The organism is uncultured Campylobacter sp. (assembly GCF_938045625.1).
GTDB lineage: Bacteria > Campylobacterota > Campylobacteria > Campylobacterales > Campylobacteraceae > Campylobacter_A.
In genome coordinates this window covers 1-14,468 of the sequence record NZ_CALIAV010000017.1, presented here as the reverse complement: position 1 = coordinate 14,468, position 14,468 = coordinate 1, and the positions used below count along the sequence as shown (strand labels likewise).

The 14,468-nt window shown below is 47.5% G+C and carries 12 protein-coding genes and 1 pseudogene; 9 read left to right on the top strand and 4 right to left on the bottom strand.

The window, feature by feature from the left end:
• Together Q0386_RS10175 and Q0386_RS01165 are read left to right on the top strand one after the other, a co-directional pair.
• Positions 1–112 (top strand): annotated as a pseudogene (locus tag Q0386_RS10175) (ABC transporter ATP-binding protein); the annotation flags it as partial.
• Between the two features lie 375 nt (positions 113–487).
• Positions 488–1,081 (top strand): hypothetical protein, encoded by a 594-nt coding sequence (locus Q0386_RS01165; RefSeq protein ID WP_299025880.1) that lies wholly within the window; start codon positions 488–490, stop codon positions 1,079–1,081.
• Positions 1,082–1,158: 77 nt separating this feature from the next.
• Here the strand turns inward: Q0386_RS01165 and Q0386_RS01160 are convergent, their stop codons facing one another.
• The 3 genes from Q0386_RS01160 to Q0386_RS01150 are packed head-to-tail and all read right to left on the bottom strand — an operon-like array spanning position 1,159 to position 4,647.
• Positions 1,159–2,076 (bottom strand): ABC transporter ATP-binding protein, encoded by a 918-nt coding sequence (locus tag Q0386_RS01160; protein ID WP_367272371.1) that lies wholly within the window; start codon positions 2,074–2,076, stop codon positions 1,159–1,161.
• Positions 2,077–2,089: 13 nt separating this feature from the next.
• Positions 2,090–3,646, bottom strand: a complete 1,557-nt coding sequence (locus tag Q0386_RS01155; protein WP_299025876.1) for an iron ABC transporter permease — start codon at positions 3,644–3,646, stop codon at positions 2,090–2,092.
• Entirely contained in the window at positions 3,646–4,647 is a 1,002-nt protein-coding gene (locus Q0386_RS01150) for a Fe(3+) ABC transporter substrate-binding protein (RefSeq protein ID WP_299025874.1), read from the bottom strand. Before Q0386_RS01150 ends, Q0386_RS01155 begins: the two co-directional genes overlap by 1 nt.
• Before the next feature lie 161 nt (positions 4,648–4,808).
• On the opposite strand from Q0386_RS01150, the gene Q0386_RS01145 reads away from it, so the two are divergent.
• Positions 4,809–5,186, top strand: a complete 378-nt coding sequence (locus Q0386_RS01145) for a rhodanese-like domain-containing protein (protein WP_299025872.1) — start codon at positions 4,809–4,811, stop codon at positions 5,184–5,186.
• A gap of 213 nt (positions 5,187–5,399) precedes the next feature.
• Here the strand turns inward: Q0386_RS01145 and Q0386_RS01140 are convergent, their stop codons facing one another.
• Entirely contained in the window at positions 5,400–6,497 is a 1,098-nt protein-coding gene (locus Q0386_RS01140; RefSeq protein ID WP_299025870.1) for a CinA family protein, read from the bottom strand.
• Positions 6,498–6,618: 121 nt separating this feature from the next.
• Between Q0386_RS01140 and ileS the strand changes: the two genes are divergently transcribed.
• From ileS to Q0386_RS01110, 6 genes are all read left to right on the top strand, one after another.
• A complete protein-coding gene (gene ileS, locus Q0386_RS01135) occupies positions 6,619–9,375 on the top strand; it encodes an isoleucine--tRNA ligase (RefSeq protein WP_299025868.1) in 2,757 nt (918 codons plus the stop codon).
• A gap of 96 nt (positions 9,376–9,471) precedes the next feature.
• A complete protein-coding gene (gene gatA, locus Q0386_RS01130) occupies positions 9,472–10,827 on the top strand; it encodes an Asp-tRNA(Asn)/Glu-tRNA(Gln) amidotransferase subunit GatA (protein WP_299025866.1) in 1,356 nt (451 codons plus the stop codon).
• 12 nt (positions 10,828–10,839) lie between these two features.
• A complete protein-coding gene (guaB, locus tag Q0386_RS01125) occupies positions 10,840–12,288 on the top strand; it encodes an IMP dehydrogenase (RefSeq protein WP_299025864.1) in 1,449 nt (482 codons plus the stop codon).
• A complete protein-coding gene (locus Q0386_RS01120) occupies positions 12,288–13,388 on the top strand; it encodes a homoserine O-acetyltransferase (protein WP_299025862.1) in 1,101 nt (366 codons plus the stop codon). Before guaB ends, Q0386_RS01120 begins: the two co-directional genes overlap by 1 nt.
• Positions 13,381–13,575 carry an exodeoxyribonuclease VII small subunit gene (gene xseB, locus Q0386_RS01115; protein ID WP_299025859.1) on the top strand — a complete coding sequence of 65 codons (195 nt, stop codon included), beginning with the start codon at positions 13,381–13,383 and terminating at the stop codon, positions 13,573–13,575. The genes Q0386_RS01120 and xseB overlap by 8 nt, the downstream gene beginning before the upstream one ends.
• Complete coding sequence (locus Q0386_RS01110) at positions 13,568–14,374, top strand: carbon-nitrogen hydrolase family protein (RefSeq protein ID WP_299025857.1); 807 nt, start codon at positions 13,568–13,570, stop codon at positions 14,372–14,374. The genes xseB and Q0386_RS01110 overlap by 8 nt, the downstream gene beginning before the upstream one ends.
• Positions 14,375–14,468: the final 94 nt, after the last annotated feature.

Here is a 14,468-nt window from a genome sequence, read left to right as displayed (position 1 = left end):
CGAAGCCGCGCTTAGCTCGCTCTACGGCGTACAGATCAAAACGGCGGAATTTGACGTTGCGGGCGAGCAAATCCCCAGCATCACGCAAATTTTCAGCGCGCAGGTGAGGTAGTTTTAGTGTTTTAATCGGCAAAATTTGAACTGTGTGTAAAATTTCATGTATTTTAAATTTTGCGAGCTCATAAATTTGCCGATTTTTTAATTTTAGATAGATAAATCGTGCAGATTACGAGTTTTACGACTTTTATTCATCTCGTGCGTGCTGCCTAAATTTACACGACGCTAAACTATATTTTACGCTCGCGGCCTTAAATCATCTTTCACCTTATGCACTCAAATTTGACGCAAACGATCTCTTTTCGACGGCTCGCAACTTTGCCTTTTGTATTTTAGATCGCGATTATTCGCCTGTCTAGTTGGGTTAAATTTAATAAAAATTTTAAGCTTGTTTGTGTAAAATTTTTATTAAGTTAATAAAAGGCAAAATATGCAAGAAAACTTTATAAGACGTATAAGTACGGCAAGGGCGCTCGGTATGACGTCGGGGATTTTGGTTATTTTAAATTTACTCTCGCAAGAGATGGTTTTACCCAAAAGCCTCTTTGATATCGCAACGAGCGCGCGCGTAGCGATGTTGTTTGTCTCCGTCATCTGCCTTTACGGCGCGATATCAAAGGTAAACAAACTCGCAGGCGGAGGCGTATTTAAGCTTTACCGCATTTTTATCGCTATTAGCAGCACAATGATTTTGCTAAGTTTTAGCACTAACTACGCACCAACTAGCACGCACAAGGTCCTATTTTTCATCATTTGCGGCACGGCGGTGCTTGCGTTTTTGCTTTGGATAAAGGTAAATTTAAAACTCGGCGCTGTCACGCAAAACGCCCTATTTTCAGGCTACGCAGTGCTTTGCGTAGTCGGCACGCTCATAGCCGCGGCGCTAAAGCTTTTATTCAACAAAGCCCTGCGCGATCCATACCCTATCGAGCTTGCGGTGCTTGGTATCTACCTGGCGCTGGGGTTTATCTATGTGCTTGCCTGGTCGAGAGTGGATTACGTCGAAAACCGCAATCAAGACTAAGCCAAATTCGTCAAATTTGCGTTTTAGGCAAATTTAGACGATAAAAAATCGCGCGGCTATACTAAGCCCGTCCAAATTTAAGCCAGGTCAAATTTAAATTTATCGCAAATCTGCAAATTTGAGCTAACTACAGCTTTAAATTTGACCCCGTAAAACTCCAAATTTAGCTCGTAAAATGCGCCTAAAAACTTTGCTTCCATTACGTCTGCTTCGTATTTTTCGCCGCTTATGATTAGCTCCGGGCGAAACATAAAATTTCTTTGCTCCAGCCACAATCTAAATTCGGCCGGCAAATTTTGCGCATCCCGCTCATCGATCAAATTCATATCGCCCAAAAAGCAGGCGATCTCGTAAGAAGCTGGGCTAAAATACAGCTCCCTAGGCGCGCCAAAAGCCAAGACCTTGCCGCTTTTTATCAGCGCGATTTTGTCGCTTAGCAAAAAGGCGTCCTCCTTGTCGTGCGTTACCATGACCGCGCTGATGCCGTTTGCCTTTATCATCTGTTTTAGCTCGCCTCTTAGCGTGCTTTTTAGGTTGCGATCGAGATTAGCGAAGGGTTCGTCGAGCAAAAGCAGCTTTTCGCGGTTAGCCACAGCTCTGGCAAAGGCCGTTCTTTGCGCTTGACCGCCCGAAATTTGATCGGGAGTTTTGTCTTTTAGCTCGGCGATTTTAAATTTCTCCAGCAGCCGCGCGCTCCTTTGGGCTCGCTCGGCGCTAGGCAGCCGCCACAGCGCAAATTCCACGTTTTTGCAAACGCTTAAATGAGGAAAAAGCGCGTAGCTCTGAAACATCATCGCCGTACCGCAGCCTTCTTTTACTACGATTTGCCCGCCGCTTGGCGTCTCAAGCCCCGCGATAATGCGCAAAAGCGTGCTTTTGCCGCAGCCGCTATCGCCTAAAATGCTTAAAAATTCGCCCTCGTTAAGGCTTAAATTTACGTCCTTTAAAACCTCTAAATTTCCGAATTTCTTGTTTAAATTTACTATTTTTAAAATTTCAGCCATGTTTTTATCTTTCTTGTTTTTTTCTGGAGATTATTTCTAGCCAAAGGACGGCGACTAGCGACATCGAAACGATGAGAAACGACGGTAGAGCCGCAGCATAAAGCCTCTCGTCAGCCGCGTAAAAAAACGCTCTAATACTAAGCGTCTCAAAACCCAAAGGCCGCAAAATGAGGCTAAGCGGCAGCTCCTTAATGATGTCGATAAAAACGACGATGAGCGAGAGAAAGAAAAAGTGGCGAAGCAGCGGAAAATGCACTTTGAAAAACAAATTTAACCGCGAGCCGTTTAGCAAAAGCGCGGCGTCGTCGATATTTGCCGGGACCTTAGCGTATCCGCTCTCGACGGCATATATCGAGGTCGCCAAAAACCGCACGACGTATCCGAAAATCAGCACCACAAAGCTGGACGAGAGCAGATGGGTGTCAAAATTTCGGTCAATATAACCAAAAACTATCATCACGCAAAGCCCGATACTAGCGCCAGGCAGCGCGTAGCCTAGCGAGACAGATTTTAGCAAAAAGGTATTTAGCGCTTTGTTTTTTATAAGTCTAGTCGCAAAAACGAGAAAAAAGCTTACCGCCGTGATGAGTATCGCCGCACCCGCAGCCATCAGAAGCGAATTTAAAGCCATCTGCACGAACTCAAATTTAAAGCTACCCAGCTCGTGAATACTCCAATACAAAAGCCAGTTAAAAGGAAATACAAATGCCAGACAAAACACGCTCGCGCACCATAAAAACGCCGCTGCCGAGCCGAATTTGCCAAGCTCGCGCTTTTGCGTAAATTTGGAGGTGTCGTGCGTGGAGAAGCTGTATTTTTTAGAGTTTTTATTAACGTGCTCAAATATCATCAAAACAAATACGAACATCATCAAAAGCCCCGCTAGTACGGATGCCGAATACGAGTCGCCCATGTCAAACCATAGCTTAAAAATGCCCGCGCTAAAAGTCTCTACGCCGTAATACGCAGCCGTGCCGTAGTCGCTAAGCGTCTCCATGAGCACGAGCATCGCTCCGCCCACGATCGCCGGACGCGAGAGAAATATCGCAACCCTAAAAAATACGGCGGTGCCTGAGAGCTTGTAAATTTTACAAACGTCGTAAATCGCTGCGGACTGCGTTTTAAACGAGGTTTTAGCAAACATATAGATGTACGGATAAAGCGACAACGAAAGCACAAAAATCGCTCCGTAAATGTTCATAAACTCCAGTCTAAAACCGAAAATTTGATGAAAATATCCGCCGTAATCCATAATCCCGGCGTAGCAAAAGCTAAATATATAAGCAGGAATCGCAAACGGAAGGATGAGGGCATATTCAAAGAAATTTGATAGCGCAAAGCGGTAGTTCGCCACCAGCCACGCCGAAACCACGGCGATAACGAGACTAAGCGCCAAAACGCCCGCCGCAACCGCAAAAGTACCTTGAATATACCTCATAAAAAGATACTTAAAAAAGTGCTCGAGCAAGGAGTAGTCGCCCAAAGCGATCTCGAAAAATATGCTAAAAATGGGGATCAAAACGATAAGGGCGATAAAGATCGCCCCGAATTTTACTTTCATTATTTCCAGCCGGCTACGTCGTAAATTTTAATAGCCTCGTTCGTGTTTTGCACGCTCTTATAAAGCGGAGTGGAGTCTTCTTTAAATTTGCCAAAGCCTTTTACGATGTCGCTAGGCTCGACCTCTGCGTTGATCGGATACTCGAAATTTATACCCGCTAGTATCTTTTGCGCCTCAGGGCTAACCATAAACTCCATAAATTTAACTGCGTTTTCTTTATTTTTAGCAGCTTTTGTTAGCGCGATACCGCTGATGTTTACGTGCGTACCGCGGTTGTCCTGATTTGGGAAAATTATACCCAAATTTTTCGCAGCCTCGACGTCTTCGGCTTTTGGAGAGGTTAGCATGAGGCCTATGTAGTAGGTGTTCATAACCGCTACGTCGCCCTCGCCTGCATAGATGGCCTTAGCCTGGTCTCTATCGCCGCCTTTTGGATCGCGGGCAAGATTTTTTAGCGTGCCTTCCGCCCATTTAGTGGCTGCGTCTTTGCCGTCAGCCTCGATGATAGCCGCTAGCAGCGACTTGCTATACGGAGCCGTCGCGCTTCTGATTAGCAGTTTGCCTTTTAGCTCTGGTTTTGTTAGATCCTCGTAGTCCTTTATGCCTTTAGGATCGAAGTCTCTTTTATCGTAAACGATGATTCTAGCGCGTTTTGAGATAGCAAACCACTGGCCGTCGTTGTCTCTATACTGCTCAGGCACGATTTTTTCTAGAGTTTCTGATTTGACCGCTTGCAACACGCCTTTAGTCTTTGCGGTGTAGAAATTCCCCGCGTCTGCGGTGATAAAGATATCCGCCGCGGAGCTATCCCCTTCTACTTCAAGCTTTTTGATTAGCTCGCCGGCTTTTGCCTGCGTGGCGTTTACCTTGATACCCGTCTTTTGCTCAAAAAGCTTATAAAGCTCGCTGTCGGCGTCATAGTGGCGCGCAGAGTAGATATTTACCTCCGCGGCAAACAAAAAGCTTGAAAGCAAGCTAAGCGCGAAAAAACTTTTTTTCATTTTTATCCTTTGTATTGATATGGATTTGCGATTATAGCGTCTATCTTATGAAAGTAATATTAATTATTAGAAAAGAAAAATTTATTCAGGAGTGATTTTAGAATGACAAAATATTTAAAATTGAGTGCTAATATTCGCGCCGTCAAATTTAAGGAGAGAAAATGAGAAAATTTATACTTTTAGGAGCGGCTGCAGCGATGGCTTTTGCGGAAATTTCTACAGTTCAAGTTAGTCCCGAGGCGATCAAAAACTACGAGCAAATCGTTGATATCAGGACGCCTGCTGAGTGGATGGAAACGGGCGTGATAAAGGGTGCAAAGACTATCACTTTTAACGCAACTGATAAAGAGGGATTTTTGAACGAGCTTAAAGCCAAAGTCGATCTAAAAAAACCGGTCGCGCTCATATGCAGAAGCGGACGCAGAAGCGCTGCGGCGGCGATGATGATAGATTCGCCGGAACTAAATATAATAAATCTTGACGGCGGTATGGGTAGCCTCATAAATCAAGGCTACGAAACCGTGCCGTATCAAAAATAATCCACAAATTTTACTTTATAAATTTCGTCCGTCAGGCTTAAATTTGCGCTAAATTTTAAGCTTGGAGGCGCTGATTTGTGCTCTACTCGCGCGTAAGACGGCGGTAAATTTTAAATTTGTCGCCGTTTTTTACAAATTTAATAAAACAAAACACATCTACTTTAAATTTTAGCAAGCACAAATTTGACGAATTTCATCAAATTTAACCCAAATTTACGCCAAAAATAGTCTCGGCTTTAGCTTTAGCAGGCAAACATACGCCGCCAGCGCGCTTTGCTCTCTTATATAGTTGCGGTCGCCGTTTAAATTTAGCCTCTCGATCATGCACTCGCCGTCTTTTGCACAAGCTCCTACAAATACCGTTCCCACGGGCTTTGCCTCGCTGCCGCCGTCAGGTCCCGCGATGCCGCTGATAGCTAGAGAAAAGTCCGATTCGCTCGCCTTTAGCGCGCCTTTTAGCATCGCCATCACGCACTGCTCGCTCACCGCGCCGTAGGTTTGTAAAATCTCATCGCTAACGCCCAGCCAGTCGCGTTTCATCTCGTTTGCGTAGGTCACTAGCGAGCCGTTAAACGCCGCCGAAACTCCGGCAAAAGCTCCAAATTTAGCCGCGGCAAGTCCGGCCGTACAAGACTCGGCAAATGTAAGCTTTAGCCCGCTTGCTATAAGTGTGCTCGCAACGTGACGAAAAACATCCTCGCCCTCAAAAAATTTGCCCGAAAAGAGATTTTTCGCGCCGTTTATAAAGCCGCTGGTTTGGCCGAATTTGTTTGCTTCCACTCTGATTAGAGCCAAATTTGATAAAATTTGAGACGAATAAATCTGCACTTCATAGGTTTTTGCCAGCGGTTCGAGCAGGATTTTCGCGCTCTCCTCGTCGATATCTACTAGATGAAAATATCCAAAATCTCGCTGCGTTTTGATATCTATGGCAGGCAGTTTTTGGTTCGCGTCAGCCTTTAGCAAATTTACGTAAGTTTGATTTAGTTTGATTAAAAATCCATCGTCGCTAAATTTTTCAGCCCTGCTGGGAGCTAGCATTTGCGGGGATTTTAGCTCCAAAATATCGCCGCTTAAAGTAGCTAAAATTTTTGCCGCGACGGAGCAGTTTTGACTCGACGCGTAGATGCAAAGGCTGTCCGAACGCGCGCAAAGATGCTCGATGATAAACGGCAGCTCCTTGTCGCTTTTGCTAACGAACCTAAACTCGCCAAGCTCGCCGAAATGCCGCTTGTAAGCGCAAAAAATATAATCTAAAAAAGGCGCGTTTACGCCGATATCTTCGCCGATGATCAGTAGTGCGTTTTTCACTGTTTTCTCCTTTAAAAGCTAAAAATATCTTACATAAATTTAGCTTAAAATAGCGTTTTTTCAGTAGCGTTTAATCGCCGTTTGGATAGAATCTACCAATTTTTTACTTCAAGGCGAACCTATGGATTACAAAGATACGTTATTGCTTCCAAACACCGAATTTCCCATGCGCGGCAACCTGCCGGAAAACGAACCCAAACGCTTAAAATCGTGGTTTGACGATAGAAAAATCTACGAAAAAATGAAAGCTAAAAGGCAAAAAGCCGCTAAAAGCTTCACTCTGCACGACGGCCCTCCATATGCCAACGGCAACATCCACATCGGACACGCGCTAAACAAAACCCTAAAAGACATCATCGCAAAAACGCACTATTTCTTTGGCGAAAACGTGAGATTTACGCCAGGCTGGGACTGCCACGGACTACCGATCGAGCAGCAAGTCGAGGTAAAACTGGGCGACAAGAAAAAAAGCCTGAGCAAAACGCAGATCCGCGAGCTTTGCCGCGAACACGCCAGAGAGTTTATCGAGGTGCAAAAGGAGAGCTTTAAACAGCTTGGCGTCGCCAGCGACTGGGATGACCCGTATCTAACGATGAAATTTAAATTTGAAGCCGAAATTTACAAAACGCTTTGCAAGGTCGCCAAACGCGGACTTTTGATCGAGCGAAGCAAGCCGGTATACTGGAGCTGGGCGGCTAGAAGCGCTCTAGCCGAGGCAGAGGTCGAGTACGAGGATAAAGAGGACTACAGCATCTACGTCGCGTTTAAGCTAGGCGAGGAAGCCGCCGCAAAAATCGGCGCAAAAGACGCTAGCGCGGTCATCTGGACGACCACGCCTTGGACGCTGCCGGCAAACCAAGCCATCTCGCTAAATCCAAATGAAATTTACGTTTTGACGGCTGAAAATTTGATATTTGCCAAAGAGATGCTAAGCGAGCTGGAAAAAGAAGGGCTAACCAAGGGCGAAATTTTAAAAGAATTCGCCGCAGCCGAGCTTGAAAACCTGCACGCGGTAAATCCGTTAAACGGCAGAAAATCGCTATTTATCCTAGGCGATCACGTCACTATGGACGGCGGTACGGGACTAGTTCACACAGCTCCCGGTCACGGCGAAGACGACTATCACGTGGGCCTAAAATACGGCATCGAAGTCATCATGCCCGTCGATGAAGGCGGCCTGTACGACGAGACGCTAAAGGCCAAAAAGTTATTCCCCGATGACGTAGTAGACGAACTAATCGGCATGCATATCTTTAAAGCCAACGAGAAAATTTTAGAGCTTCTAGGCCCAAATTTGCTAAAAGTTAGCAAATTCGTCCACTCATATCCATTTTGCTGGAGAACGCACAAGCCAGTCATCTACCGCGCTACGAAGCAGTGGTTTATCGCCATGGATGAGCCAAAAATCGAGGGCAAAACGCTACGAGAAGTCGCGCTAAAAGAGCTTGAAAACGTCAAATTTTACCCTGCAAGCGGCGTAAAAAGGATAGGCTCGATGATAGAAAATCGTCCCGACTGGTGCATCTCGCGCCAACGCGACTGGGGCGTGCCGATAGCGTTTTTTAGACATAAGGATACCAAAGAGCCGATATTTGACGATGAAATTTTAGATAACGTCGCAGCGATATTTGAGCAAAAAGGCGCGGACGCGTGGTGGGACAGCGAGATAAAAGATCTCCTGCCGGCAAACTGCAAATACGATCCGCAAAATTTAGAAAAAGTGATGGATATCCTGGATGTCTGGTTTGACAGCGGCTCGACGTGGGCTGCTGTGCTAAAAAGCGGCGACTACGATGCGGGCAGCTATCCTGCGGATATGTATCTAGAGGGTAGCGATCAGCACAGAGGCTGGTTCCAAAGCTCATTACTGCTAAGCTGCGCTGCACAAGGACGAGCGCCGTATAGAAGCGTGCTCACGCATGGCTTTACTGTCGACGAAAACGGTCAAAAGATGAGTAAGAGCAAAGGCAACGTCGTGGCTCCGGCGGACGTCGCTAAAACCTACGGCGTGGAAATTTTACGCCTTTGGGTTGCGCTTAGCGACTACTCCAGCGACCTAAAAATCAGCGAAAACATCCTAAAACAAGTAAGCGAGCAGTACCGAAAAATACGCAATACGATAAGATTTCTGCTAGCCAACGTAAACGATCTAGAGGATATCGAAACGTCAAATTTCAACATCCTAGACCGCTGGATACTAAGCCGCGCGAAAAAGGCATTTGACGAGGCCGAAACGGCGTTTAGGAACTACGACTTTTCAAAGGGCTTTAGCCTGCTGATGAACTTCCTAAGCGCCGATTTAAGCGGCATATATCTTGATATCTGCAAAGACCGCCTATACTGCGACGCCAAAGACAGCGACACTCGCCGCTCGGCTCAAAGCGCGATGGCGCTAATCACCAGGGCGCTCCTACCGCTCATCGCTCCGACGCTCACGTACACCGTGGACGAGGTGATGGACTATGCGCCTGAGATCATCAAAAACGGCGCGGCAGACGCCTTTGATCTAGAATACGCGCCGCTAGAGTTTGAGTTCAACGTAGACGACGAGCTACTAGTCGCTAGCCGAGAGAAATTTTTCGAACTAATTGACGTACTCAAAAAAGACAAAAAGATAAAATCAACCCTCGAGCTCGTGCTACAAACCAGCTCAAATTTGATCCTGAGCGAGGATATAAACGAGATAAGCGACTGGTATATGGTTAGCGACGTCCAGAGCCTAGACGGCAGCGATAGCCTAGCCGAATTTGACGTCGGAAACGATAAATTTAAACTCGTTTTATCGACGCGCCACAAGTGCCCGAGATGTTGGAAATTTACCGCTAAGCACGACGGAGAAACCTGCCCGAGATGCGAAAAGGTACTAAAAAATGTCTGAGCCCATCTCCGCTTGGCTCGTCGCGGCAACTATCGCGGCCATCCTCGCGGTCACAGCCGCGGGTATCGTAGCGGTAATAAAATTTAAGGATAAAAAATGATAACTTTAAAAGAGGCTCTAAAGCTAAGCGCCGGCGAAGTAGCCGAGCTTAGAAACGAGCTGGAAAAGAAAATTTTCGCAGATAGAGAGCTTGGCGCCTATGTCGAGCAGTTGGCAAATTTGCCGCTTGATAAACTGGGTGCGGGCGTACCGATCGCTATAAAAGACAACATCCAGGTAAAAGGATGGAGCGTAACGAGCGCGTCTAAAATTTTACAAGGCTACATCGCGCCTTATAACGCGACGGTTATAGAAAAGCTGCTAGCAGCGGGCTTGGCGCCGTTTGGCCGTACGAATATGGACGAATTTGCCATGGGAAACACGACCGAAAACAGCTACTACGGCAAAACGCTAAATCCCCTAAACCGCGAGAGAGTACCGGGCGGTAGCTCGGGTGGTTCGGCTGCCGCGGTCGGCGCAGGACTAGCGGTGGCTGCTCTAGGAAGCGATACAGGCGGCTCGATACGCCAGCCTGCAGCATTTTGCGGCTGCGTGGGGCTAAAGCCGACCTACGGACGCGTGAGCCGCTACGGCCTGGGCTCATACTCTAGCTCACTAGATCAGATCGGCCCGATAACGCAAAACGTCGAGGATGCCGCGATCTTGTACGACATCATCGCAGGACACGACGACAAAGACAGCACGAGCGCGGATATCAAATTTGAAAGCGTAGCGGACAAACTAAACGCGGACAAAAAACTCACGATCTGCGTCATCGAAAACTACATAAACGAAGCCTCGGAAGAGACCAAAAAGGCGCTTTTAAAAGCGGTCGAAATTTTAAAAGCCGCAGGCCACAAAATAATCTATAAAAATTTAGAAAACTCAAAATGCGACATCGCAACCTACTACATCATCGCCACCGCCGAAGCTAGCGCAAATCTCAGCCGCTACGACGGAGTGAGATACGGACGCAGAGCCGAAGCTAAAAATTTAAAAGAACTCTACATCAACTCTCGCTCGGAAGGGTTCGGCGAAGAGGTAAAAAAGCGAATTTTACTTGGTACTTTCGTGCTTAGCAGCGGTTACTACGACGCGTATTACATTAAGGCACAAAAAGCTCGCGCCCACACTAAGGCCAAGTATGAGCAAATTTTGAACGAATGCGACCTCATTTTGATGCCTGTCGCCCCTAGCACGGCGTATAAATTTGGCGAGCTAAAAAACCCGCTAGATTCCTATCTATCAGATATCTATACGATCAGCGTAAATTTAGCCGGCTTGCCTGCCATCTCGGTTCCGGTGGCAAAAGACGCGGACGGCCTAAACGTCTCTGCTCAGCTCATTGCAAAGGCGTGGGACGAAAAAACGCTGCTAGAAGGCGCACTTAGTTTAGAAAACTCTATAATATAAAAGGATAAACGCATGAAGATAGTTACGAAGGCTCTCACCTTTGACGACGTTTTACTCGTCCCACAGTACTCCGAAATTTTGCCTAAACAAGTAGACATAAAAACGCGCTTTAGCAGAAACGTGGAGCTAAATATCCCGATTGTATCGGCTGCGATGGACACCGTCACCGAGCACCGCGCGGCGATCATGATGGCACGTCTGGGCGGTATCGGCGTCATACATAAAAATATGGACATACAAAGCCAGGTCAAAGAGGTTCGCCGCGTGAAAAAAAGCGAAAGCGGCGTGATCATCGACCCTATCTCCATCTCGCCAAACGCCAGCGTAGGCTCCGCACTTGATATGATGGCAGATCTACACATCTCGGGCGTTCCGGTCGTGGATGAGGAAAATAAACTAATAGGAATCCTAACCAACCGCGATTTGAGATTTGAAAACGACAGAAGCGTCCTCGTAAAAGATAGGATGACTAAAGCTCCGCTAATCACGGCTCCAAAGGGCTGCACGCTAGACGACGCGGAGAAAATTTTCTCTCAAAACCGCGTAGAAAAGCTACCTATCGTCGATAAAGACGGCCACCTAGAAGGCCTCATAACCATAAAAGATCTAAAAAAACGCAAAGAGTATCCAAACGCAAACAAAGACGCATACGGCAGGCTCCGCGTAGCAGCAGCCATCGGCGTCGGGCAAATAGACAGAGCAAAAGCTCTAGCGGAAGCCGGCGTAGACGTCATCGTCATAGACTCCGCTCACGGCCACTCAAAAGGCGTACTAGACACGCTAAGACAGGTTAAAGCCGAGCTAAAAGTGGACGTCGTTGCGGGAAATATCGCAAATCCAGCCGCCGTCAAAGACCTAGCAGAAGCAGGCGCCGACGGTATCAAAGTAGGCATAGGACCGGGCTCCATCTGCACCACTCGCGTAGTAGCAGGCGTTGGCGTACCTCAAATTTTCGCCGTCGATAGCTGCTCGGCCGAAGCTGCAAAATACGGTATCCCAGTCATCGCAGACGGCGGACTAAAGTATTCGGGCGACGTGGCTAAAGCCCTAGCCGCAGGCGCTAGCTGCGTGATGGCGGGTAGCTTGCTAGCGGGCTGCGAAGAGACTCCGGGCGAGGTGATAACTTTCCAAGGACGCCAGTACAAAGTCTACCGCGGCATGGGAAGTATCGGCGCGATGACAAAAGGCAGTAGCGATAGGTACTTCCAAGAAGGCACCGCGCAAGACAAACTCGTACCGGAAGGCATCGAGGGTCGCGTACCGTTTGCCGGCAGTATAAAAGAGGTTGTACATCAGCTAGTTGGCGGCCTACGAAGCGCGATGGGCTACATGGGTTCAAAAGATATCAAAACCCTTCAGGAAAAAGCCCAGTTCGTTGAGATCACGAGTGCTGGATTAAAAGAGAGCCACGTTCACGACGTCGTCATCACGCAAGAAGCCCCTAACTACAAAGTCAATTAGTGCTAAATTTAAAAACCGGCAAAGTAAAATTTGACGAGCCGCTCTATCTGGAGAGCGGCCGAATTTTACCCGAATTTGAGCTTGCCTACGAAACATACGGAGAGCTAAACCAAGATAAAAGCAACGTCATAGTCGTCTGTCACGCGCTAACTGGCAGCCACCACGCCGCAGGCAGATACGAAAACGAGCAGAAATTTGGCTGGTGGGACGCGCTAGTGGGCGAAGGCAAAGGCATAGATACGAGCAAATTTTTCGTCATCTGCGTAAATATCCTCGGCTCAAATTTCGGCTCTACAAATCCCCTAAGTATCGAAAAAAGCACGGGCAAGCAGTATCGTTTACGCTTTCCAGTGCTAACCATCAGCGACGTCGTAAAGGCGCAGATGAGGCTTTTTGAGCACTTAGGCATAGAGCGAGCACATGCGGTCGTGGGCGGTAGCCTAGGCGGCATGCAGGCGCTTTGTTTTGCGATCGAATTTCCAAATTTCGCCAAAAACGTCATCATCCTAGCCAGCACCTATCAGAGCAAGGCCTGGGCGATCGCGTTTAACAAAATAGCGATCGAGGGCATCCTACGCGATCCTGGCTTCAAAGACGGACAATACGACGAAAACGACATCGCCGCTAAGGGGCTAACCGGCATGGCACTAGGACGTATGGCGGGGCACATCAGCTTTCTCTCGCCTAGCTCCATGGACTCAAAATTCGGCCGCAACTACGTAGAGACCGACGGCCTTTACGAGCTTACGGGCCGGTTTCAGGTCGATCGCTATATGGAGTACAACGGCCACGGCTTTCCAAAGCGCTTTGATCCGCTGAGCTACCTTTATATCGTAAAGATGATGAATATCTTTGACTGTACGCGCCACTACGATGACCTCGCGCACGCTCTTTTGCCTATTTGCGCTAAAGTTACGCTGGTCGCATTTAGCGGCGATATGCTGTTTCCGCCAAGCTGCATGCGCGAAATGCACGAGACGCTGTGCGGCATCGGCAAGGCGTGCGATTATCACGAGATAGACAGCGACTACGGCCACGACGCGTTTTTGGTCGAAGTAGATAAATTTGAAAAAATCATAAAAAAGGTTTTAGATGAGTGAAAATTTAAGCGAGGATTTTGAAAGCAAACTCGCCAAAGCAAATGAAATTTTAAAACAGCTCGGCGATGAAAATTTGAGCCTAGAACAAAGCGTCAAGCTGCATAAAGAGGGTAAAAAGCTACTCGAGGAAGCAGACAATATCCTACAAAACGCAAAGCTAGTGGTAAAGGATGCAGACGATGAATAGCGCAGCCGTTTGCGCCCTGCAGCTACCGACTCAGCCCATGAGCGAGTCGCGGCTGGATTATTATTTTAGGATTTGCGCCGATGAGGGCGCTAGGCTCGTGGTGCTCGGAGAGTACGTACTAAACAGCTTTTTTAAAGAGCTCGAGCTCATGCCCAAAAGCCTCATCAAAGAACAAAGCGAGCGCAAAAAACACGCGCTTGCCGCAATGGCGCAAAAATACAATCTAGAAATCCTAGCCCCGCTCGTGTTACCAAAAGGCAAAGGCTTCATTAAGGTCGCGGCTAGATTTAGCCCTGCGTCGTCGCGCTTTTACGAGCAGCAGATCCTGATGCCCTACGCGCACTGGAACGAGGCGAAATTTTTTGCCAACAAGGCTAAAGGCGAGCTAAATTTGCCCGTCTTTAGCTACGAAAAATTTAAAATCGGCGTGATGTTTGGCTTTGAGGCGCATTTTGATGCGGCGTGGGCCTATATGGCGCGCAAGAAAGTCGATGCCGTCATAGTTCCCACCGCTTGCACGTTTTTTAGCGAGATGCGCTGGGAGGAGCTACTAAAGACCCGCGCCTTTACAAACAACGCCTATGTCCTGCGCGTAAACCGAGTCGGCAACCACAAGGCCGCAAGCGGCGAGCAATGGAGCTTTTACGGCGATTCGATGCTTATTAGCCCCTTTGGCGAGGTAGTTTCGCGCCTAGGCAAAAATGAAGAGATGATGGTAGCAAAACTCGAAAAAACCGAACTCGCGCAGGCTAGACATCTATGGGGATTTTCTCAAATTTTACATAAAAGACTAGGCTAAATTTAGCTTTCAGGCGGCAAATGTATTCAAATTTGCCGCCTTTTCTCTATAAATTTTGCCGATTTTCTAAATTTACCCTGCCCTTAAATTTTAT

Coding starts and splice junctions, on each gene's coding strand:
- Q0386_RS01165 (WP_299025880.1), top strand. CDS start 488: ATGCAAGAAAACTTTATAAGACGTATAAGTACGGCAAGGGCGCTCGGT.
- Q0386_RS01155 (WP_299025876.1), bottom strand. CDS start 3,646: ATGAAAGTAAAATTCGGGGCGATCTTTATCGCCCTTATCGTTTTGATC.
- Q0386_RS01150 (WP_299025874.1), bottom strand. CDS start 4,647: ATGAAAAAAAGTTTTTTCGCGCTTAGCTTGCTTTCAAGCTTTTTGTTT.
- Q0386_RS01145 (WP_299025872.1), top strand. CDS start 4,809: ATGAGAAAATTTATACTTTTAGGAGCGGCTGCAGCGATGGCTTTTGCG.
- ileS (WP_299025868.1), top strand. CDS start 6,619: ATGGATTACAAAGATACGTTATTGCTTCCAAACACCGAATTTCCCATG.
- gatA (WP_299025866.1), top strand. CDS start 9,472: ATGATAACTTTAAAAGAGGCTCTAAAGCTAAGCGCCGGCGAAGTAGCC.
- guaB (WP_299025864.1), top strand. CDS start 10,840: ATGAAGATAGTTACGAAGGCTCTCACCTTTGACGACGTTTTACTCGTC.
- xseB (WP_299025859.1), top strand. CDS start 13,381: ATGAGTGAAAATTTAAGCGAGGATTTTGAAAGCAAACTCGCCAAAGCA.
- Q0386_RS01110 (WP_299025857.1), top strand. CDS start 13,568: ATGAATAGCGCAGCCGTTTGCGCCCTGCAGCTACCGACTCAGCCCATG.